23 protein-coding genes are annotated in these 20,862 nt (G+C 45.5%); 5 read left to right on the forward strand and 18 right to left on the reverse strand.

The window, feature by feature from the left end:
• Positions 1 to 135: 135 nt before the first annotated feature.
• The 10 genes from FEK43_RS07270 to FEK43_RS22815 form a co-directional block, all read right to left on the reverse strand.
• A complete protein-coding gene (locus tag FEK43_RS07270) occupies positions 136 to 2,103 on the reverse strand; it encodes an AAA family ATPase (protein ID WP_138158478.1) in 1,968 nt (655 codons plus the stop codon).
• Entirely contained in the window at positions 2,103 to 2,615 is a 513-nt protein-coding gene (locus FEK43_RS07275; protein WP_138158480.1) for an ABC-three component system middle component 4, read from the reverse strand. Before FEK43_RS07275 ends, FEK43_RS07270 begins: the two co-directional genes overlap by 1 nt.
• Positions 2,602 to 3,825: an ABC-three component system protein gene (locus tag FEK43_RS07280; protein ID WP_138158482.1), complete on the reverse strand. Its 1,224-nt coding sequence runs from the start codon at positions 3,823 to 3,825 to the stop codon at positions 2,602 to 2,604. Before FEK43_RS07280 ends, FEK43_RS07275 begins: the two co-directional genes overlap by 14 nt.
• Positions 3,826 to 3,914: 89 nt before the next feature.
• Positions 3,915 to 6,197 (reverse strand): replication endonuclease, encoded by a 2,283-nt coding sequence (locus tag FEK43_RS07285; protein WP_135406307.1) that lies wholly within the window; start codon positions 6,195 to 6,197, stop codon positions 3,915 to 3,917.
• Positions 6,187 to 6,462 (reverse strand): DUF5405 family protein, encoded by a 276-nt coding sequence (locus FEK43_RS07290; RefSeq protein ID WP_106485400.1) that lies wholly within the window; start codon positions 6,460 to 6,462, stop codon positions 6,187 to 6,189. Before FEK43_RS07290 ends, FEK43_RS07285 begins: the two co-directional genes overlap by 11 nt.
• Positions 6,459 to 6,683 carry a TraR/DksA family transcriptional regulator gene (locus tag FEK43_RS07295; protein WP_001113263.1) on the reverse strand — a complete coding sequence of 75 codons (225 nt, stop codon included), beginning with the start codon at positions 6,681 to 6,683 and terminating at the stop codon, positions 6,459 to 6,461. The genes FEK43_RS07290 and FEK43_RS07295 overlap by 4 nt, the downstream gene beginning before the upstream one ends.
• The gene (locus FEK43_RS07300) at positions 6,683 to 6,985 is read right to left on the reverse strand and encodes a DUF5405 family protein (RefSeq protein WP_001277958.1); all 303 of its coding nucleotides are present in this window, start codon (positions 6,983 to 6,985) and stop codon (positions 6,683 to 6,685) included. The genes FEK43_RS07295 and FEK43_RS07300 overlap by 1 nt, the downstream gene beginning before the upstream one ends.
• The gene (locus FEK43_RS07305) at positions 6,985 to 7,209 is read right to left on the reverse strand and encodes a DUF2732 family protein (protein WP_000557703.1); all 225 of its coding nucleotides are present in this window, start codon (positions 7,207 to 7,209) and stop codon (positions 6,985 to 6,987) included. Before FEK43_RS07305 ends, FEK43_RS07300 begins: the two co-directional genes overlap by 1 nt.
• Before the next feature lie 63 nt (positions 7,210 to 7,272).
• Positions 7,273 to 7,773, reverse strand: a complete 501-nt coding sequence (locus FEK43_RS07310) for a hypothetical protein (RefSeq protein WP_000217670.1) — start codon at positions 7,771 to 7,773, stop codon at positions 7,273 to 7,275.
• Positions 7,770 to 7,940, reverse strand: coding sequence for a hypothetical protein (locus FEK43_RS22815; RefSeq protein ID WP_165381236.1), 171 nt, complete (start codon positions 7,938 to 7,940; stop codon positions 7,770 to 7,772). Before FEK43_RS22815 ends, FEK43_RS07310 begins: the two co-directional genes overlap by 4 nt.
• A gap of 99 nt (positions 7,941 to 8,039) precedes the next feature.
• Between FEK43_RS22815 and FEK43_RS07315 the strand changes: the two genes are divergently transcribed.
• Complete coding sequence (locus FEK43_RS07315; protein WP_024240189.1) at positions 8,040 to 8,246, forward strand: hypothetical protein; 207 nt, start codon at positions 8,040 to 8,042, stop codon at positions 8,244 to 8,246.
• A 2-nt stretch (positions 8,247 to 8,248) separates the two neighbouring features.
• Here FEK43_RS07315 and FEK43_RS07320 read toward each other — a convergent pair whose 3' ends face one another.
• Both FEK43_RS07320 and FEK43_RS07325 read right to left on the reverse strand, forming a co-directional pair.
• Positions 8,249 to 8,845, reverse strand: a complete 597-nt coding sequence (locus tag FEK43_RS07320; RefSeq protein WP_106485401.1) for a hypothetical protein — start codon at positions 8,843 to 8,845, stop codon at positions 8,249 to 8,251.
• 9 nt (positions 8,846 to 8,854) lie between these two features.
• Entirely contained in the window at positions 8,855 to 9,211 is a 357-nt protein-coding gene (locus FEK43_RS07325) for a Cox family DNA-binding protein (RefSeq protein ID WP_033811826.1), read from the reverse strand.
• 104 nt (positions 9,212 to 9,315) lie between these two features.
• Here FEK43_RS07325 and FEK43_RS07330 point away from each other — a divergent pair, with 104 nt between their 5' ends.
• The 3 genes from FEK43_RS07330 to pflA all read left to right on the forward strand — a co-directional run bounded on the left by FEK43_RS07330 (position 9,316) and on the right by pflA (position 11,533).
• Positions 9,316 to 9,615 carry a helix-turn-helix transcriptional regulator gene (locus tag FEK43_RS07330; RefSeq protein WP_024224642.1) on the forward strand — a complete coding sequence of 100 codons (300 nt, stop codon included), beginning with the start codon at positions 9,316 to 9,318 and terminating at the stop codon, positions 9,613 to 9,615.
• 93 nt (positions 9,616 to 9,708) lie between these two features.
• Entirely contained in the window at positions 9,709 to 10,704 is a 996-nt protein-coding gene (locus tag FEK43_RS07335; protein ID WP_135406305.1) for a tyrosine-type recombinase/integrase, read from the forward strand.
• 31 nt (positions 10,705 to 10,735) lie between these two features.
• Positions 10,736 to 11,533 carry a pyruvate formate lyase 1-activating protein gene (gene pflA, locus FEK43_RS07340; protein ID WP_053895499.1) on the forward strand — a complete coding sequence of 266 codons (798 nt, stop codon included), beginning with the start codon at positions 10,736 to 10,738 and terminating at the stop codon, positions 11,531 to 11,533.
• Positions 11,534 to 11,611: 78 nt separating this feature from the next.
• Here pflA and FEK43_RS07345 read toward each other — a convergent pair whose 3' ends face one another.
• On the reverse strand, positions 11,612 to 13,042 hold the full coding sequence (locus tag FEK43_RS07345; RefSeq protein WP_135406304.1) for an amino acid permease: 1,431 nt from the start codon (positions 13,040 to 13,042) through the stop codon (positions 11,612 to 11,614).
• A gap of 210 nt (positions 13,043 to 13,252) precedes the next feature.
• A complete protein-coding gene (locus tag FEK43_RS07350) occupies positions 13,253 to 14,401 on the reverse strand; it encodes an MFS transporter (RefSeq protein WP_130205293.1) in 1,149 nt (382 codons plus the stop codon).
• Between the two features lie 314 nt (positions 14,402 to 14,715).
• Here FEK43_RS07350 and ycaC point away from each other — a divergent pair, with 314 nt between their 5' ends.
• Positions 14,716 to 15,342, forward strand: coding sequence for an isochorismate family cysteine hydrolase YcaC (gene ycaC, locus FEK43_RS07355; protein WP_012133028.1), 627 nt, complete (start codon positions 14,716 to 14,718; stop codon positions 15,340 to 15,342).
• A 35-nt stretch (positions 15,343 to 15,377) separates the two neighbouring features.
• Here ycaC and dmsC read toward each other — a convergent pair whose 3' ends face one another.
• From dmsC to serS, 4 genes are all read right to left on the reverse strand, one after another.
• Positions 15,378 to 16,241 (reverse strand): dimethyl sulfoxide reductase anchor subunit DmsC, encoded by an 864-nt coding sequence (dmsC, locus tag FEK43_RS07360; RefSeq protein ID WP_135406303.1) that lies wholly within the window; start codon positions 16,239 to 16,241, stop codon positions 15,378 to 15,380.
• Between the two features lies 1 nt (position 16,242).
• Positions 16,243 to 16,860 (reverse strand): dimethylsulfoxide reductase iron-sulfur subunit DmsB, encoded by a 618-nt coding sequence (gene dmsB, locus FEK43_RS07365; protein ID WP_000213094.1) that lies wholly within the window; start codon positions 16,858 to 16,860, stop codon positions 16,243 to 16,245.
• A 10-nt stretch (positions 16,861 to 16,870) separates the two neighbouring features.
• Positions 16,871 to 19,315: a dimethylsulfoxide reductase subunit A gene (gene dmsA / locus FEK43_RS07370; RefSeq protein ID WP_130215687.1), complete on the reverse strand. Its 2,445-nt coding sequence runs from the start codon at positions 19,313 to 19,315 to the stop codon at positions 16,871 to 16,873.
• Between the two features lie 238 nt (positions 19,316 to 19,553).
• Entirely contained in the window at positions 19,554 to 20,846 is a 1,293-nt protein-coding gene (serS, locus tag FEK43_RS07375) for a serine--tRNA ligase (protein WP_000886683.1), read from the reverse strand.
• Positions 20,847 to 20,862: the final 16 nt, after the last annotated feature.

The following is a 20,862-nucleotide window of genomic DNA, read 5'->3' on the forward strand; positions in this document are numbered from 1 at the left end:
CTCGCCCGCCCGCTTCATGGGGCGGTTTTAATGCGGTTGCATTTTTATCGAAAGTCTCGTCTCACAAAACCCTCCCTTCACTAAATAGACTCATTATCCACATGCAATCTAATTCAAAAAAATGCATGTATAGTATTAAAGGTCATCAATTAAACCTAAAGGCAAACCGTCCTCACCAACCGAGCTATAATGAGCGATAATATTCGAAAGTTCACCAGTAGAAAACGAATTAGGCAAATCATTATCAACTAATATAATCTGGCACGGAACATTTTTTCTTTCTGCTTTTTGAACTGTATTCAATAGTTGTTCATAAATATTTTGATACTTCATCGGATCTGACATTCCCTCAAGGTCATCCTCGACTGCAAGAGTTTCTTTTGAATATTTTTCCTTGGTCTGTTTCCCTAAATATTTGCCAACCGTATCAAATATCAAAAGTAAAGGATGGTTAACATTATGATCTATTGCATAATCAAGAATAGACAAAAGATACCCAATAGAAGAAATAGTTCTCAAACCTCCGGACGTTATTTTAAAATATTCTTTTTCTCTTATAACAGGAATGTAATAGCTTTCAGAGATTTTTATCCCCGTTCTGTTTTTGATATTAATACCCTTCAAATACTGACTAAATCTATCACCTAAACCTTGTAAAATGCCCTCCATGCTAGGTGCGTTTTTCTTTAACGCCTCCAAGCGTTCAGTTAATGCTTCAATATCTTTTCTCAGTACCTGATACTTTTCAAGCAGTTCCTCTTGCTGGTTTCTAACCTTCAAATCTTTTACTAACTGCTCCCTAACTTTCTCATTTTTTGATATCTCTTTAATATAAAAATCTCTCTGAGTCAAGAATGGTGTAATCATTGACTGGCTTTCTTCGTCAATCAACTCTCTCAACTCGTCAAGTCGTTCATCTAATTCTTTTTTATAACCTGATTCTTTTTTTAATTTAAATGACATTTCTGAGATCATGTCATTAATATTTCGTCTACGTCGACTAAGTGAATTCAACTCTTCATTAAGATCTTTTTCTGATGAAATTTCAAATGGAAAATCAGAATCATCTATTTTAATGTGGCTATCACAGATTGGACAGGAAAATACTTCCTTATCCAATACACCAATGCGAGAATTTGCTGTTTTAATCGCTTTGAGTTTTTCAATATCATTATCATAGTCATTTTTTAACCGCGAATATTTATCAATCTTATCCTCAAGCGCACTAATATTTAATATGCACTCTTTGTATTTAAGCGAAATAAAATTGTGAGCATCTTTCAATTCTGTATACTGCATGGAATCCGCTTTCATATTTTTATCGAGAGCAGACAAACCTGCAACAAGTTCTTCTAAAACAAGATCTATCCTATTAATCTCATCATCAATTGATTCAATTGTTTCATAGTCTGTATCGCGAAGAAATTCAGATATTATCTGATACTTCTTATTTAATTCAGTTACTAAACTACTTTTTGCAGATATTTCACCTTGGAGTCTGGCGATGCTTTCATCCAACACATTGAACATGTATTTAAAAACTTCTTTCGTAAATGCGTAGCGGGACCAATCACCCAATCGCAAGAAAGATTTACTACCAATATCATCCTGACTTACATAAACAAATTTATATATATTTCTAAAACTTAACCTGCGCATCTGTGAATGAGCTTTAGAAGGAGACACCTTAATTTCAATCTTTGGAAAATTAAGACTATCAAGTAAAAACTCCGAAAAAACACCATCAACATTTGATAAGGGGCTATAATTAGGAGCGTATTTTTTCGGAAAATGTTTATGTAAATCATCAAACTTACAACGATAAACTTCTATTGCTTTTTTATGATCATAGATATCTCTTACGATTGTGAATACAGTATCATTGATCACTACTTCAAGAGCAGCATAGTTTACTGATGTTTTTATTTCATCTGCTAAATCTATAGAGCTAGCACCTAAAAGATAATTAATAAACTCCAGAATGCTTGACTTACCTGTGTCAGAGTCTCCGTAGATAACATTGAGACCTTTATAAAAAGTAGTGACGTAGTTTTTACGAACGCCAACAAGAATCAAACTATTGATATTGAGATATGATTTCATCATTTCTCCTTGAAGACTTGATTTATAACAGAGTTTAACTTAGATGTAGGCAATGCTTGTAGCGGTAACAATGCTTCGGATAGTCGTTTTATTTCTTTAAAATATCCATCAGTCAATGAGCTAGCAAATTCCTTACCTTTTTCAGATAAAAATAATTTAACACTCTCATTATTTTTTTTCTCAGCTGAGAGCAATCCCCGCAATGACATAATTTTTATAAGATATTTCACTTTGGAATTGTCGAATAAGATATCTACATTTGATGAAAAACTCTTTATTGTATAAGTTAACTGGGACTCGACACAAGCAGGTTTTTTCCCCGAAACTGTAAGAGCATAATCTATTTTTGATGGGTTTTTTATCAGATACATAAAAATTTGTATTTTATTAATATCTAATGATAACACTCCTTTTTTGCTATGAGATAATATAGATATAGCAATGGCAAGTATAGCAAAATTCAAGCTATACTCTTCATCAAGAGGAATATACGGCAAGTTATTTTTCTTCATGATTACCTCGCCGTAATTGCTCCAAAGTTTCTACGCTGGTTTCGGATGACCAGACAATATCCCTGTCATTTTTGTTAGCCAGTTGATGCAACATTCCTTTCTTATGTATCGTTTCTAAACTTTTTATAAGAGAATCTAACGACGACTTATCCTCCTGGGCTATTCGTCTATGAACAGCAGCAATAAATTTATCTGGGGAAATTGAATTCGCGATGTATTGCTCATACTCTTCCTGGTAAATCTCCCTTATTTTAGAATACAAATGACCAAGTAGTTTCCTATCGTAATCACTCGTAAAAATATTTCTCGCAAGCTCAGCATTATAATAATATTCCTTTGCATGCATAGCGATATCCTGATGTATATCTGCGACAATCATTTTTAAGACGAAATACTCATTATCATATTGTTTCTCATCAGAAAAACGCTCAACGCATATCTTCTTGGGTGCTTCTAAATTTATCTGCTGAATAAATTGCTTTACCGCAACAAACACTGTAGACGAGCTGTTTTCGGGCTTGCAAATTGAGCTATGCCCTTCATTAACTGCAATTGAGTTATTTCGTTCACTATCCATCGGTAATGCACTTTTTTTATCAACTATAGTGTCATGAGAACCATAAACATATCTAGTGATAGGAAGTTTTTTGCTACAATTTATCCAGCGCCTATTCAATGTATCAGTCGCTTCACTTAACAATCCAAGATCTACTAACTGAGCATTTGAAGATACCATTGAAGTTATATTCGCTAATTTAGCACCAAAGTGAGGGACTGCTAACGAAATGAATCCAATTATATTAGATTGTTCCTCATGCTCAACTTTTTTTAGAATTAGATTTTTTGATATTAACCCCCCCATACTATGGGCGATTATTATAATTCGAGAGTAATCACTTAGCGTTACCCTAATCTCAGTATACAATAACTCAGCTATTTCATCAGTTGGTAAATTTCTCTCTAACTTATTTTTCTTAGAGAAAATACGAGCCAATAATCCTGACGTTTTAGCATACGTTTGTGTAAATTTGGTGAAATAATTGAAACATGCAATATCAAATACATTGCTAATGTCTTCATCTTCTGCTAATAGTTTTGGAAATGAAGTTTCTTTATTAAAGTTCCATGTTTCCAAACCACCATTTAATCCATGTACAAATAGTATCAGGCTATCTTTTTTCTCGTGGCTTATCCATTCAACCATGCTCATATGCTTTTCTGCCGTGTATAAAAATTAAACCATAACAAACAATTCCTCAACAATAACATATTGTTACCCCGTTTGACCGTTTTTTTCAACTACCACTCACGCTGTCTGTCAAAAAAGTCGATATCGTTATCAAATTTAAAACGCTTATGCCCAAAATCCAAAACAGCTCCGCGAGCGAGAGCTTCAAGCTCCCAATAACTAGCCTGAATGTCACTTTGTGCAAGAAGAACCTTAATTTTCGGGATAGTCTTTCTCTCCTGCCTTGTCAACCGGGCGGATGGGGCAGGAAAGTAGCTTCGACCAATGAAAGGGGTAAAGCTCTGCTGTGAACGATTACTGCATTTCAGTTCATTACTCAATAAGTCTCTAAGTACCTTCATAATGCCTGGCTCGGTCCAACTTAGAATCCCTTCATCTATTAAATTTAACACCGCTGCAGCATGCTCAGTCGGTGTGGGAGCCGGTAACGAAGTATCACCGCCGGTGAGCTTTCCACAGTTATTGACAGGACTCCGAGGCGCGGCGATGCCGCTTTTTAAAGTCAAAGGCTCAACGACCGGCACTTTCGGAACAATGCGCCAGTCCGTCGTTCTGGTGATATGAATATGACGTGCGCCGAGATGCGGTGCGTAAATGCCGACCACTCTCTCGACTTCTTCCTCGTACTCGTTAACGTCATCCGACGGACTACGGGCGACCCTGACAGTCTGACAATCGCGCGGGACATTTGCCCCACCCTGCGCGCTGATATACAGCGCAAAATCGCCACTGTCTGCGGCAGCGCGTGCAGCCTCGACGCGTTCGTCAAACTCATCAGCAATGCTGACGCCGCGAGGTAATTTGCGTAGTTCACGGTAAGCCCCCATTGTCGGCAGGCCAACAGTTTTAAATTGCGGAATACGCCACGTTGACGCCCATGCGGTAACAGCCGCGGCAGTGTCTTTCAGCGGCCTGCCGGTATCGTTATCGAGCTGACCATCCAGTGCATAGCCGTCGATGTTTTTTGAAATGTATTTCGCGATATATCCCGCAGCACCGCCCCGGTTAAGGTGTTTTGCCTGAAAACGGTTTCGCGCAGCTCCTCTTTCGTCGCCATCCTCTTTGAGCGCGTAGCGACGCATGATTTCAATAATCTGGTTACGCTGGCGTGGATTACAAAAAAGCATCATATGCCAGTGCGGCGTTCCGTCGTGGTGTGGCTCGACGACACGCAAACCGTAGACCTGTAAATCATTATCCTTGAATGCCGTGCGCATCAGGCTCCAGATATGGCAGAGATAACGCTGCGCATCCTTTGGATTAAATGCCTCATCGTTCCAGCCGTGATTTAGCTGGACGGTTTTACTTTCGCCTTTTCCGACCTGACGTGTCGGGTGATACTTTGACGGCGCGGTCAGCGTGATAAACATCCCCACATCACCCTCTGCAGCGGCGTAACGCTCAATACCGGCGATGGTGTTCATCAGCTCCATCCGGCGAATTTCAGGATTAGAAATACTGCCCATCACCTTACTGATAAGGTCGATGCGCTCGCCGGTTTCCCTGTTTTCGAGGTCACACGATTTAAGAAATTCCAGATTTGCCTGGCGGCGCGCACGCACATCACGAATGGCATGTTTACTGGCATAAGGAGAACGGTCTTTATTGACCTCCCCGACAGCAATCAGTAACGCCTCATGCCAGCGCATACGCTGGCCTTTAAGCTGATGAGTCCACCACTCATCGTTAAACAGGCGGGCAATAGCAGAATATGCCTGCCTCGTGGTCATCTGCCCTTTACGGTATTTTTTCCAGTAAAGCGGGGAAATATTGAAAGCACGTGCAGCGCCAGCAACATGACCATACAGATGTGCCTGCGCCTCATCCGTAAACAGCGATTCTTTTTCGCCATGCGCATCCACCCAGGCATCGCAGAGTTCCTCATACATCATGAAAAGCTGCGATGAGATACGGGCAGCAAACTTTTTCAGCTCCTTGTCATTCATTCCCGGCAGGCGCGCATAGTGGTCACGCTCTGCCAGAAACAGCAACGACGCGTCGGTGTTCATTTCATGGCGCTGATTCACACGCTCAATGCGCGGCCATAAACGACGCTGAAAAGTGGATGTGAGGAAATAAAACCCGTGCACCGGGCTTTTATTGCGCCGGATGTAGTCATAGCGTGAAGTAAACAGCGAGCGCAAAAAGTAAGGCAGGCGGTTAATCGTGGATAAAACACCTTGCACCTGACGCATCTCGTCACGTGTAAGGGGTCTTTCGCGCCCGACGGCCTCGCGTGGCGCGTTCCATGCATAAGCACCGGTAAACGCCTTACCGGTGCCTGCGGCAAATGCTGACGGAGGGACAAAACGCCCGGAGGCTTTAACGGCCATATGAGCCAAAAGCCTCTGAACAACGCTTGCTGAGTTGCTCAACCTGCGCGTTTAAATCAGCAAAAGATTTTGCGTTTCCGGTCAGAATATCGTGATGCATCAGGCCGGAAACGAGCTGGCTTAATTTCGGGTAATAACCAACCACCGCCAGCCATTCCTGACCAGCGTTTTTACCGCTTTCCGCTCTCTTTTTCTCGTGGAGAATAAACTGAAAGCTGTCACTGGTAACGACATAACGTTCGCCAATTTCGATACGAATACTCATGCCATTCTCCGGTAATGCTTGTTTTTTGCTTCAAAGACTGACTGGCAGGAAACACAACGCGTGGCTGACGGATAAGCTGCACGACGGGCAGCAGGTATTGGCGCGTCACACTCTTCGCAAACCAGCGCAGAAGCACCGCAATGTTTTACCCTTGCCGCGTTAATCTGGCGCTCCAGTAATTCAGCCTGTTGTTCCTGAATAAAATCTACGTTGTCCGGCATTACCAGTTCCTTTTGTCGTTAAGGTTTTTAAATTCATCAGCGCAATAGCTGGCGATTTCTGTCGTTAATTTCGTCAGTTCATCCACGGAGGAGATTTGCTTGTGAAACACAGCGCGTTTAACAAGTAAATTGACCACATCAGACAGGAGGTTTAATTCGTTCTGATAAATCGCGATAACAGACTCAGTTATTTCGCGTTTTTCTTTATCAAGACCAAGTTGAATAAGAGACAAATCGCCATTTTTCATAACGGCGATTTTTAAGGCGTTATTCAGTAATACAACTGAACGAGAACAGGACATCAAAGCACCTCCCCGCGAGACAATCCGATATTGTGAAATTTTTCCGACTCCTGACTGAGCAGCTCGACTATCTCCACGCGGGATAACTCCGCCTTTGTGATGTGGCGAATCATGGCATCAAGATGAGAAGAAAAGCGCGTCGCAGCGTCGGCCTGTGCTTCGGTTCTGGCCTGTTGCAGCAGTAATGCGTATTTACCGCACTGATTTTCAGAAACTGTATGCATAACTTTCTCCAGGCAAAAAGAAGCCCCGCACGATTAAGTGCGTTAAAAACTCTGGTTAATTACTTAATGCAGATATTGCTCTGGTTTTACCGACGTCAGAATTGTCGGTGCATACTCAAACAGACTGAATAATTCACGTAATGCACGGAATAAAGCATCACGCCAGTAACATGACTCTTCATTAATTCGCCAGTATGGCTGGTTGAATTCTTTTTCAGTCAATCCGGCATGCATAAATAAAGTACGGCGCTGACTGACTGTTAAAAAACTAATATATGCATACTCACTTGCACCGACCTGACGACGTTTTGAGAATGCCCCACGCAATTCATCAATTGCACATACCAGTCGTTCACGTTCGACGTCGTTCATTTCTTCAAAACGCATCGTTGCGTGACGCTGTTTTAACTGCGCATGAAAGCAAACTGTTAGCCGTTCGCGCTCCATCATCTGATTATAATAATCACATGTATCCTGCCAGCGAGGAACGGCAAGATGCTTACCAATTATCCGGCGCATAGCTGCTGGCTGTTTTTCAACGAGATTGAGCGTCATCACTGTCATTTCCATACCCTCCGGCTTTTCAGAAAGGTCAGAGCCTTTTTTAACGGACTCTGTTTTTTGGTGCGGATAATGATTCCCTTACGCCCCTTACCGTGGGTGATGGTGAAGTCAATCGCCCTTGGGCTTTCGTTACGCAATAACTGAGCAATACAACGAGGTTCCGGCATAACTCCTCCTGAAACAGAGCCGGTTTTTAGCCATGTCCGGCACATGGTCTTGTGGTAAGATCGAATCGCCAAAAACAACCAACCACAAAAGGTGTAAAAATGGACAAAAAAACTGTTACTGTATTTCCAGACAAAATCACTATCGATGGTATTGTCAGTGAGGGTAAGATGAGACTACTCGCACACCTTCATACCGACTTAAACCTAAAAAGCGATAATGTTCTTGCAATTAGTATTCAACTCGAGCAATTAAAAAATCTTCATGCTACTATCGGCGAATACTTAGAGCTGAATAAAGAAAAATAATTTCAATCTACTTTGCGCCATGAGTATTTTTGCATTCCTGGCGCATATTTTTCTACAGCATTAATAATACTCAGCGCATCAAATTCGCTATAACCTTTTTCGTCACCCGATAACTTTGATACTCCGTAGTACACATGACCGATAAACCTGTCATTTTCATAACAAGCTCTACAGTATAGAGTCACATAGTTGCGTAATGGGGTTAGCTCGCAACCAATAATAGAAAGATCACCAAAACGCAAAACCTCAAATTTACTTGATTTGCTTCTTTTTGTTTTAGTTGGGGCATGTTGATTCTGGCTGATTAACGCAAATGACTCTTGTAAATTATTTATAATCTCATTACGTTCATCTCTTTTGTTATTTTCCAGCCTGACACATCCACATTTAATTAAATGCGTCAAAGTCTCAATTTCTGCAGCTCTTACAGGTAAAGCCAGAAAATTAACTTCTTCTTCTAATTTTTTCGCTTCAATTTCTATGTCATCAACTATGGCTGATACGTTAGATTGCCCTTCAATCGACAAAAGTCTCGTGCGCAGCTCGATGATCAACGATTGAATTTTTTTAGCTGCCGTGTTTCCTACTATAGTGTTCATAACATGCCCTCACACCATACGCCCTAATTTCGACTTGCTATAACTAATGCGGTTCTTCCAGTCATGCCATTCTGTCGGAGCTTCATCGACTAGTTGAGCTGCATATTTGTCCCACTCACGACGATTAATCCATAACTCAGCATTCCCCCCTGGCTTCAGTGGGTCTGTCATATAGAACGCAGGGAGCTTGCCTGCTCTCGCCATTTCTGCTACAGCGCGTGGTGTCTTACCTATGTAAAGAGCAAAACCCTCTTTCGACAGCAAATCTGAAGGCACAGCAGCCAATTTAACTGAATGACGTTTTGCTTTTGTAAGAACTGAGACTTCTTGTCTTGTCTCGTCAGAAATTTCAGATCCGACATTCATTTTGCTATTCTCCTAATTGGCTCCACAAACTAAAGCTAGTTAGAGTTGGCTAGAGTTAGGTGTGGAATATCACAACGGATTAAAAATAAGAGATCTGATTCATTATGTCAATTGAGATTCGTGAGAAACTTAAACTTATTCGTGAGTCTGAACGCCTCAAGAAGAAGGAAGTAGCTGAAATGACAGGTATTAATTACGTTACCTATGTGGGGTACGAAAATGGGAAATCATCCATTTCACATGACGCGGTAGTGCGACTTCTGAAACACCCAAGATTCCGTAAATATCGTGACTGGTTCATGTTTGATGAGACAGATCCCGCTGCCGGACAAATAGCCCCGGCGCTCGCACACATTGGGCAAGACTCAACAACCTTGCACCACTCAGACCAAAAGACTGGCTGACGATTTATTCAGCATATGTGTGCAGTAAATGTACGAAAGAAAATTGCATTAATTTTCAAGTAGTAGAAGTAAACAGCGTCATCGGAGGGCTTTATGTCTATTAAAAAGCTCGATGATGGTCGTTATGAAGTGGACGTCAGACCGCAGGGTGCAGATGGAAAACGTATCAGGCGGAAATTTAAAACTAAAGGTGAAGCTCAGGCATTCGAACGTCATGTACTGGTTAACTTCCACAACAAAGAGTGGTTGGAGAAGCCGGCCGACCGCCGAACTCTTACAGAGTTGTTAGGCAGATGGTGGATATATCACGGAAAATCACATGAGCGTGGAGATATTGAACGAGGGCGTTTGACGACAATAATCGCCAAATTTGCTGAGATGGGAGTGTCCAGGGCGGACCAGCTAACAAAGAAAACGATAACTGATTATCGCGTTGTAATGATGAACGATGGTCTAAAACCAGCCAGCGTAAATCGGCATCTGGCAATAATGAGCGGGATGTTCACCAAGTTAATTGACGCCGGTGAATATCACTCTCACAACCCGTTCCGTGAGGTTAAGCGGTTACGTGAAGCTGTTACGGAAATGGCTTTTTTGTCCAGTGAAGAGATTACGCGGCTGTTATCCATGCTTGATGGTGATGAGTTAAATGCAACTCTGGTCTGCCTTTCTACTGGTGGACGCTGGAGTGAAGTGTCTAATTTGAAAGCTGAACACATCATTAACCAGATGGTTACGTTTATGAAAACTAAAAACGGAAAGCGCAGGACAATTCCCGTTTCGCAGGACCTGATTAAACGGATCAAGACCAAAAATTCAGGCAGGCTTTTTAATGCCAGTTACTACAAAGTGCGCAACGCTCTCAGGGAAGTAAAACCCGATTTACCTGACGGACAGGCAGTGCATGTTTTGAGGCATACATTTGCCACACATTTTATAATGAATGGAGGTAACATAATCACATTGCAGCGCATCCTGGGTCATTCTGACATTCAGCAAACTATGACCTACGCACACTTTGCACCGGATTTCTTACAAGATGCTGTGACTCTTAACCCGGTGTCAGGAATGTCCATAATGCGTCCATAAACCAGAGTTAACTAGAGCCAATTGAAGCGATATGAGTAATTTAACTAATTGTAATAAAACAGAAAATACCGCTGCGGCGGGGGCTACCAAGTCAGTTATTGGTCGCATTCACTCCTTTGAATCCTGTGGAACCGTAGACGGCCCGGGTATTCGCTTTATCACCTTTTTCCAGGGCTGCCTGATGCGCTGCCTGTATTGCCATAACCGCGACACCTGGGACACGCATGGCGGCAAAGAAGTTACCGTTGAAGATTTAATGAAAGAGGTGGTGACCTATCGCCACTTTATGAATGCTTCAGGCGGTGGCGTTACCGCATCCGGCGGTGAAGCAATCCTGCAAGCTGAATTTGTTCGTGACTGGTTCCGCGCCTGCAAAAAAGAAGGCATTCATACCTGCCTGGACACCAACGGTTTTGTTCGTCGTTACGATCCAGTGATTGATGAACTGCTGGAAGTGACCGATCTGGTAATGCTCGATCTCAAACAGATGAACGACGAGATCCACCAGAATCTGGTCGGCGTTTCCAATCATCGTACGCTGGAGTTCGCCAAATATCTGGCGAACAAAAATGTGAAGGTCTGGATCCGCTACGTTGTTGTCCCAGGGTGGTCTGACGATGACGATTCAGCGCATCGCCTCGGTGAATTTACCCGTGATATGGGCAACGTTGAGAAAATCGAACTTCTCCCCTACCACGAGCTGGGCAAACACAAATGGGTGGCGATGGGTGAAGAGTACAAACTCGATGGTGTGAAACCACCGAAGAAAGAGACCATGGAACGCGTGAAAGGTATTCTTGAGCAATATGGTCATAAAGTAATGTTCTAATTTCCCCGTAAAGCGGCAACTTTATTGAGTTGCCGCTTTGTTATTCCGCGCTTCATTCTGCAGAACTAACCACAATGATTAGTTCGTATTCGCTTTACGAGCCAATAGCGGGAATATCAACCCCAACCCCACCAGCACAAATGGTGTAGCGATATTCAGCGCTAGTTGGAAGGTCCACTCTGCAGTGAAGGCTTCCATTTTCGGGAAGATCCCCGTCAAACAGGCAAAAGCAGTAAAGGCAAAACACCAAATCCCGACAGTCATCGCCAGAGACTTATTACGAATAAAGACATATTCCGGCTTATATTTCTGCGCCAGGCGAACTACTGCAATAAACGCCACGAACACCCACAAATAACGCAGTGGCATCACTACTGAGTTCAAATTGAGCAGCCATTTGTAGAGATTATTCATGTCACCAATACCCAGTGTTGGCAGCATAATCAGAATCGCCACCAGCACCAGGGTCAGTAGATAACCATTAACCGGTGTACCTGAATCATTGGTCCGGCACAATCTGGCAGGAATATATTTACTATCCGCGTCACCTAATAACACTTTCAGAGGAGCATCGATGGAGAACACCAGAGCAGCGACCTGTCCCAGGGTATTTGCAATGGCGTAAATCACCATTAGGGTATTCCCCATGTTGTAATACTCGCCCAGATTCTGAAAAGCGTAATACTGACCGTTAGTCATTAAGTCATCAGGAATATTACGCGAGTCAAACATCATCCCCATTGCGAGAGAGCCCATAATGGCACAAACTGCAACCATCACCGCCAGGCATAGCATCCCTTTTGGAAATTCTTTTCCTGGGTTGCGCGTCTGATTAACGTAGGGAGAAATCTTCTCTGCACCACCAACCGCGAAAACCAGCATTGAAATAGTGGTAATGTAGGTAAAATCGATATGGGGAATGAACGTTTCCCAGGTAATGTTCGTGGTCGCAATATGCACTTCAGTAATCGCAGGCGCGGTTACTGCCATCGCCACATACAGGAGCGACATGATAAACATCGCAATCCCTGCCACAGAACCGACGATTTTCAGCGATTTCATACCACGTGAAGCGATCCACATAAAGAAGACAAACAGCACCAGCGTTAACCCCTGTAACGCTACGACTGAATATTCTTTGATTAACGAACCGTCACCTTTCATCGCCCAGCCGAGCGCAATCAGAATGGCCTGTGGTTTTTGTGCCAAATAGGGTATATGCACCACCCAATAGGTCCACGCAGCAAGATAAGCCAATCCGGGGCCCATTGTGTGCTTAATCCAGGTACTGACTCCGCCTTTCCCATCTTTAAAAGTCGACCCCAACTGACCGACAATCAATGCATATGGTGTAAAATAGAGCGCAAATATAAACAGCCATGAAAAAACAACGACCAACCCCTGGTTGGCATAATTATTAACAACATTGCCAAATCCCCAAACCGTAATAAAAGACATCAGTGCAATGTTGTACCAGCGCAACTGTTTTTCCTGAACGTTCCCAGCCATAGTTCGATCCTTCGCTATTTTTTTAATAGATATCTGTAAAACGAGGGATTATGCGCGGCTAATAAGAAGTACGAAAATAGCGGAATGAAAAATTATAACCTGCTGCACAATTTATTTTTCCATAAATGAAATTTGGTAAAAGCAAGTTGTATAGAGGAAACAAAAAAAACAGAGTGCGATACAGCATGTTCACACTCTACACTAATTCATTTACACATGAGCGACAGGTTTGGGTGTATGACCGGCGTTACGCAGCAGCATCAATAAGTAGATAAATGACACACTGGCAATCATAATAAATAACAGTTTATCGGAAAAATTCTGCATCAGTATGGCGGTAAAAGACGGACCAAGCAGACTACCGACTGTATAACTCAACAGTAAAGCCTGATTCATCGCCACCAGTTGATGATGTTCAACCTTCTCACAAGCCCAGGCCATCGCTACTGGATACAGCGTGAACCCCGCAGCACCGAGAATAAACAATGAAGGCGCCATCGCAGCCTGGCTTAACATTGCAATACTACCAAGAATGACAACAAAAACCTGAACGCGCAGTACCAGTAGACGACCAAATTTATCCGCCAGACGCCCAATAGGCCACTGCCCAAGGATTCCTGCGCTGACCAGTACAGCCATCCAGAAACCGATGCTGGCGTTATTGATCCCCTGATGGTTAAGATACAATGGCATCAGACCATACAGAGAGCCCAGGACAATCCCGGAGATAATACAGCCATTGACCCCAAGCCGTGCCTGGCGGAGTTTAAGCATTGATGTAATCGGCGTAGCCGGATGTTTTTCCGTTTGCTGATTCAGAATACGAGTAAACAACAACGGTAAGATGCCTGCCAGTATCAAACCCGTTGCCCACGGTAACACGGCCATCAGCTCAGTCGACACTTTGCTGACCAGCAACTGGCCCAGAAACGTCCCCACGTAATAGACCATCATATAAGCGGCAAGTAGTCGTCCACGATTACGTGAGGTCCCGCTGCACATCAGCGCACTTTCGACCACAACCCAAATCATGGCGCAACCAACGCCTGCGACAAAACGCCAGGTTAACCAGCTCCAGAAACCAATCATCAGGCCAAGCCCGGCACAGCCCGCCGCAAAAATAAACGAGGCCATGTAATAGCTACGATTAAATCCAAAACGTTTAATGACATACCCTGTCAGTAAAGTCCCCACCAGATTGCCGGTAAAATAGGACGAACTGACGACGCCGACCTGCCATGTGGGCAAGTGCTCCTGGGCGAGCCATAGCGGCACGAGTGTATTTAACACTGCGATCGCTAAGGTCAACAAAAGCAGGCCAGACAGCAAAAGCATGACAGGCCGGGTATACGTGGACATGGATAAAAACCGTGAGGAAGTTCAAATTTTATGCGCATCATGCCACCGCTAAAAACATTGTCAATGGGGTAAAATACCCCCATAACGCAGCGGCTGTATTATCGATTGATATTACTCATTCATAACACTAATAATAAAAAGACAATTAATCTCATCTACTTGTTTTTATTGATCTAACACAAACATCATGCGCTTCGTTCAGTCGAAAAATTTCATGGTCACAGCAAACTAAGATTTCCCGTCTATGCTTTCAAGGCAACGCATCGCGCCTGAACGCTTTCAGGCGTGCTACAGAGTCTCAAAAGGAGAAGAGAATGACCAAACCGTATGTTCGTCTCGATAAAAATGATGCTGCTGTTTTGTTAGTTGATCACCAGGCTGGTTTGCTTTCCCTTGTGCGGGATATTGACCCCGACAAATTCAAAAATAACGTGCTGGCGCTGGGTGACTTAGCAAAATATTTCAATCTCCCCACCATTCTCACCACCAGTTTTGAAACCGGCCCTAACGGCCCATTAGTCCCCGAACTGAAAGCACAGTTTCCGGATGCGCCTTATATTGCGCGTCCTGGAAATATTAACGCCTGGGATAACGAAGATTTTGTCAAAGCAGTTAAAGCGACAGGTAAAAAACAACTGATTATTGCAGGGGTGGTAACCGAGGTTTGCGTAGCATTCCCGGCGCTTTCGGCTATTGAAGAAGGGTTTGATGTCTTTGTGGTAACCGACGCTTCTGGAACCTTTAACGAGATTACCCGGCATTCAGCGTGGGATCGTATGTCACAAGCTGGCGCTCAATTGATGACATGGTTCGGCGTGGCTTGTGAGCTGCACCGCGACTGGCGTAACGATATCGAGGGGCTGGCGACGTTGTTCTCTAACCACATTCCTGATTATCGTAATTTGATGACCAGTTATGACACGTTAACGAAACAGAAATAAGAGATAACCGGGGCCGAAACCCCGGTTATTACACCTTAACTGGCAACGGCCATGCCAACGGTCATATGCAAACCGTAGAATACCCCGCGGCCGATTAATTCCCCTGCAAGAAGCAGGATGAATGATACGGAAAGCAGAGGCACCGCAGGCTGAAAGCCTTTCACCTGCGGTGCAATCCACATGCACAGTGCCACGGCCAAAAGCACAATCCGCCAGGACATCAGCGCACCGTAGTCAGGCACCAGTGCGGCAGCCTGTTGCACTGAACTATGAATGGTCGCCAGTTCTGCGCCCTGCATTACTGACATCACGCCACTCACCACCAGTGCCAACACGGAAATTGCAGGCAACAGACGCATCGCCCATCCATCGACGCCTGCCAGGCTCAGCAACAGGTAACCCAGCAACGGTCCGCCCATAAACATGGTCAGGAAGAAGCCCATCGGCGTCCAGATGCTGTACCAGGTCGGTACGGTATCGATGCTGTTATAGACCCGCACCATCATCCAGACAAAGACCACGCCGAGAACCATCGTCACCACCAGCCAAAGCGTGCGTAATGCCGGTGACAATTTTTTCAGCATCGCCAACAACCAGCCAATTCCGCCTACGGCAAAAAAGATCGAACCGCTGGCGATTTCGTTACTCAGAGCTGAAGCCCCTACCCGGTTAAGCGAGTTAAAGGCGCGCATTGGTGAGCCAAGATGGAGCATAGAGGCGATAAACCCAATGCCCATCAGAACCCATAAGCCAAACATGCAGGCGATAACACGCTGCTGGGCTTCTGCTCGCAGATCGCCTTTGAGCAGTGCCAAAGCCAGAACGATAAAACCGCCCACCACACATTGCCCGAAGACCGTGAAGATCATCAGCGGCCATTCATGCCATCCACTTCCCATCTCACACCTCCTTCGGGTTTGCCAGATAGCCAGTGGTATCCCCGGTTGGGCGGCTATTGGCGTTAGGTTTAATCACAATATTCGGTTTGGTGAAGTGCGCACGCGGCAACGGCGCAACCGCCGCCAGATCGCCGTGTTTTTTACGCAGCTCGTCGATAGGTCCGAAATCCAGCGCCCGTAGCGGGCAAGATTCGACGCAGATCGGTTTTTTACCTTCTGCGACGCGGTCATAGCAACCATCACATTTGGTCATATGACCTTTGGTTGCGTTGTACTGCGGTGCGCCATACGGGCAGGCCATATGGCAGTAACGACAGCCAATACACACATCTTCATCGACAACGACAAAACCATCTTCACGTTTATGCATTGCACCGCTTGGGCAGACTTTGGTACAAGCCGGATCTTCGCAGTGGTTGCATGAAATCGACAAATAGTAGGCAAATACGTTTTGATGCCAGACGCCGTTATCTTCCTGCCAGTCTCCACCAGCATATTCATAAATGCGGCGGAAACTAACTTCCGGCGTCAGATCTTTGTAGTCTTTACAGGCCAGCTCGCAGGTTTTGCAACCGGTGCAACGGCTGGAATCAATAAAAAATCCATACTGGGTTGTCATCGGTTACTCCTTACACCTTTTCAACCTGAACAAGGTTCGTATGTGATGGATTCCCCTTGGCAAGAGGAGACGGACGTTGAGTGGTCAGTACGTTAATACAACCGCCCTTATCGACACGTTTCGCATCCGGGTCATACCAGGCACCTTCGCCCAATGCGACCACGCCCGGCATCATTCGTGGCGTCACTTTCGCCTCAATATGGACTTCACCACGATCGTTAAAGATCCGCACCTTATCGCCGTTGCTGATACCACGTTTTTGCGCATCAAGTGGGTTGATCCACATTTCCTGACGGCAAGCTGCTTTCAGCACGTCTACGTTACCGTAAGTCGAGTGAACACGAGATTTGTAATGGAACCCCGTAAGCTGCAGCGGATACTGTTTGTTGAGCGGATCCTGATAACTTTCAAAGCCCGGTGTATAGATCGGCAGCGGATCGATCACATCGCCTTCCGGCAATTCCCAGGTGGCGGCAATGTCAGCCAGCGCCTGTGAATAGATCTCAATTTTGCCCGATGGCGTGGTCAGTGGATTTGCCTGCGGATCTTCACGGAAGGCTTTGTAAGCGACGTGATGCCCTTGCGGATCGCGCTTTTTAAAGATCCCTTGTTTGCGGAACTCTTCAAAGGTTGGCAGTTCCGGAATCGCTTCGCGCGACTGGGCATACAGGTGACGCATCCACTCTTCCTGGGTACGACCTTCAGTAAACTGCTGCTCGACGCCAAGACGTTTTGCCAGTTCGCTGGTCATCTCGTAGATAGTCTTACATTCAAAGCGCGGTTTAATGACCTGGTCGTTGAAAATGACGTAAGACATATTCCCGCAGGATGCATCCAGCGCAAAGTCCATCTGTTCGGAGGCAGTGCAGTCCGGCAGCAGGATGTCAGCATATTTCGCCGATGAGGTCATGTGGCAGTCGATAACCACAATCAGCTCACACTTCTTATCATCCTGGAGGATTTCATGGGTACGGTTGATTTCCGAATGCTGGTTAATCAGGCAGTTACCGGCATAGTTCCAGATCATCTTGATCGGAACATCCAGCTTATCTTTCCCGCGCACACCGTCACGCAGTGCCGTCATTTCCGGGCCACGTTCAATGGCATCGGTCCACATAAACATGGAAATGCTGGTCTGAATCGGGTTTTCCAGGGTAGGCATCCGCACAAACGGTAAGCTGTATGAACCTTCTCGCGCACCGCTGTTACCACCGTTAATACCGACGTTCCCGGTGAGGATTGCCAGCATCGAAATGGCACGCGTGGCGATTTCACCGTTGGCATGGCGCTGCGGCCCCCACCCCTGGCTGATAAATGCCGGTTTGGTGCTACCGATTTCACGAGCAAGTTTGATGATTTTATCTGCCGGGATACCGGTAATTTGCGAGGCCCATTCCGGTGTTTTGGCAACACCGTCTGGCCCATCACCCAGAATATACGCTTTGTAGTGACCATTTTTCGGCGCGCTGGCAGGCAACGTTTTTTCGTCGTAGCCGACACAATATTTGTCGAGGAATTCCTGATCAACCAGGTTTTCGGTGATCATGACATACGCCAGACCGTTAACCAGTGCCGCATCTGTTCCCGGACGAATCGGGATCCATTCATCTTCGCGTCCGGCGCCCGTATCGGTATAGCGCGGATCGATAATGATCATACGTGCATTTGATTTTTGCCGCGCCTGCTCCAGGTAATAGGTCACCCCGCCGCCGCTCATACGCGTCTCGCCAGGGTTGTTACCAAATAGCACCACCAGTTTACTATTTTCGATATCTGACGGACTGTTGCCATCGGCCCAGCCGCCATAGGTATAGTTCAAACCTTCGGCTATTTGCGCCGAGGAGTAGTCACCATAATGGTTCAGATAACCGCCGCAGCAGTTCATCAAACGCGCTACCAGAGTATTTCCCGGCGGCCAGGAACGGGTCATGGTGCCGCCCAGCGTACCGGTACCATAGTTCAGATAGATGGATTCGTTACCGTACTCTTTTATCAGGCGCTGCATATTCGTGGCGATGATATCGTAGGCTTCTTCCCAACTAATACGCTCAAACTTACCTTCGCCACGAGCACCTACTCGTTTCATCGGATATTTCAGGCGGTCGGGATTGTAAACGCGGCGACGCATAGAACGCCCACGCAGGCACGCGCGCACCTGGTGCAGTCCTTCGTAATTGTCATCCCCGGTATTATCCGTTTCGACATATTTGATTTCGCCGTCCACTACATGCATACGCAGTGGACAGCGGCTGCCACAGTTAACAGTACAGGCGCTCCATATCACCTTTTCGTCTGAATTTGCCGGAGCGACACTATTAGCAGCGTGCGCAATCCGGCTAAAGGGTAATGTTAACGCGCTGCTGGCCATCGCCAGGCCGCCGATCGCTGTCGTTTTTACCAAACCACGGCGACTCACCTCAGCAGCCAATACCGCATCAGGAATTTTCGTTTTCATAATGGCTCACTCAAGCTTGCTTACGATTGATTCCAGTAACAAACCGTCTTATGTAATTATTTTCATAGCGGCACGCTATATAGGTTTGTATACATCGAATAATTTGAAAATCAACGGGATAGGTAGATTTTCACTCGAAAGTAGTATTGCGCTTAAGTCAGCTATAATTATTGTTTGGTATCAAAGGGAGATAAAAAAAGCGCCCGCAGGCGCTTTTTAGATTCAGAATAGTTGGATATTAGCCGATATATTCCAGTCCGTTCATATACGGGCGCAGAACTTCTGGTACTTCAATACGACCATCAGCCTGCTGATAGTTTTCCATTACCGCAACCAGCGTACGACCAACAGCCAGACCAGAACCGTTCAGGGTATGAACCAGACGGGTTTTCTTGTCAGACTTACTGCGGCAACGTGCCTGCATACGACGCGCCTGGAAATCCCAGACGTTGGAGCAGGAAGAGATCTCGCGGTAGGTATTCTGCGCCGGGATCCATACTTCCAGGTCGTAAGTTTTGCAAGCGCCAAAGCCCATGTCGCCAGTGCAAAGGATGATTTTGCGGTACGGCAGGCCCAGCAGTTGCAGGACTTTCTCCGCATGACCAGTCATCTCTTCAAGTGCCGCCATTGAATCTTCCGGACGCACGATCTGAACCATTTCAACTTTGTCGAACTGGTGCATACGAATCAGACCACGGGTATCACGACCATAAGAACCGGCTTCAGAACGGAAGCATGGGGTATGAGCGGTCATTTTGATCGGCAGATCATCTTCATCGATGATTTCACCGCGAACCAGGTTGGTCAGCGGAACTTCTGCAGTTGGGATCAGCGCGTAGTTGCTGGTATCAGCTTCTTCTTCCAGCGGACGAGTATGGAACAGATCGCCAGCAAACTTCGGCAACTGACCCGTACCGTACAGCGTATCCTGGTTAACCAGGTACGGGACATAGTTTTCGCTATAGCCATGCTGCTCGGTGTGCAGGTCCAGCATAAACTGCGACAGTGCTCGGTGCATGCGAGCGATCTGCCCTTTCATCACCACAAAGCGCGAACCTGTCAGCTTAACCGCTGCCGCAAAGTCGAGGCCGGAGTGCATTTCACCCAGCGTCACGTGGTCACGAACTTCGAAGTCAAATTCACGCGGGGTACCCCAGCGGCTGACTTCAACGTTGTCATTTTCATCTTTACCAACCGGCACTTCATCTGCAGGCAGGTTAGGGATTGTCAGCGCGATATCGCGAATTTCAGCCTGTAAAGCATCCAGCTCGGCTTTTGCTGCATCCAGCTCTTCGCCCAGTTTGTTCACTTCCAGACGTAAAGGCTCGATATCTTCCCCGCGCGCTTTCGCCTGGCCGATGGATTTCGATCGAGAGTTACGCTCTGCTTGCAGGTTTTCCGTTTTGACCTGCAATACTTTACGACGCTCTTCAAGAGCGCCCAGCTTATCTACATCCAGCTTAAAGCCCCGGCGTGCCAGTTTTTCAGCGACTGCGTCTGGCTCATTACGCAGCAGATTGGGATCGAGCATGCTTATCCTGTGCTTA

It is taken from the genome of Escherichia sp. E2562 (assembly GCF_005781075.1).
In the GTDB taxonomy this organism is placed as follows: domain Bacteria; phylum Pseudomonadota; class Gammaproteobacteria; order Enterobacterales; family Enterobacteriaceae; genus Escherichia.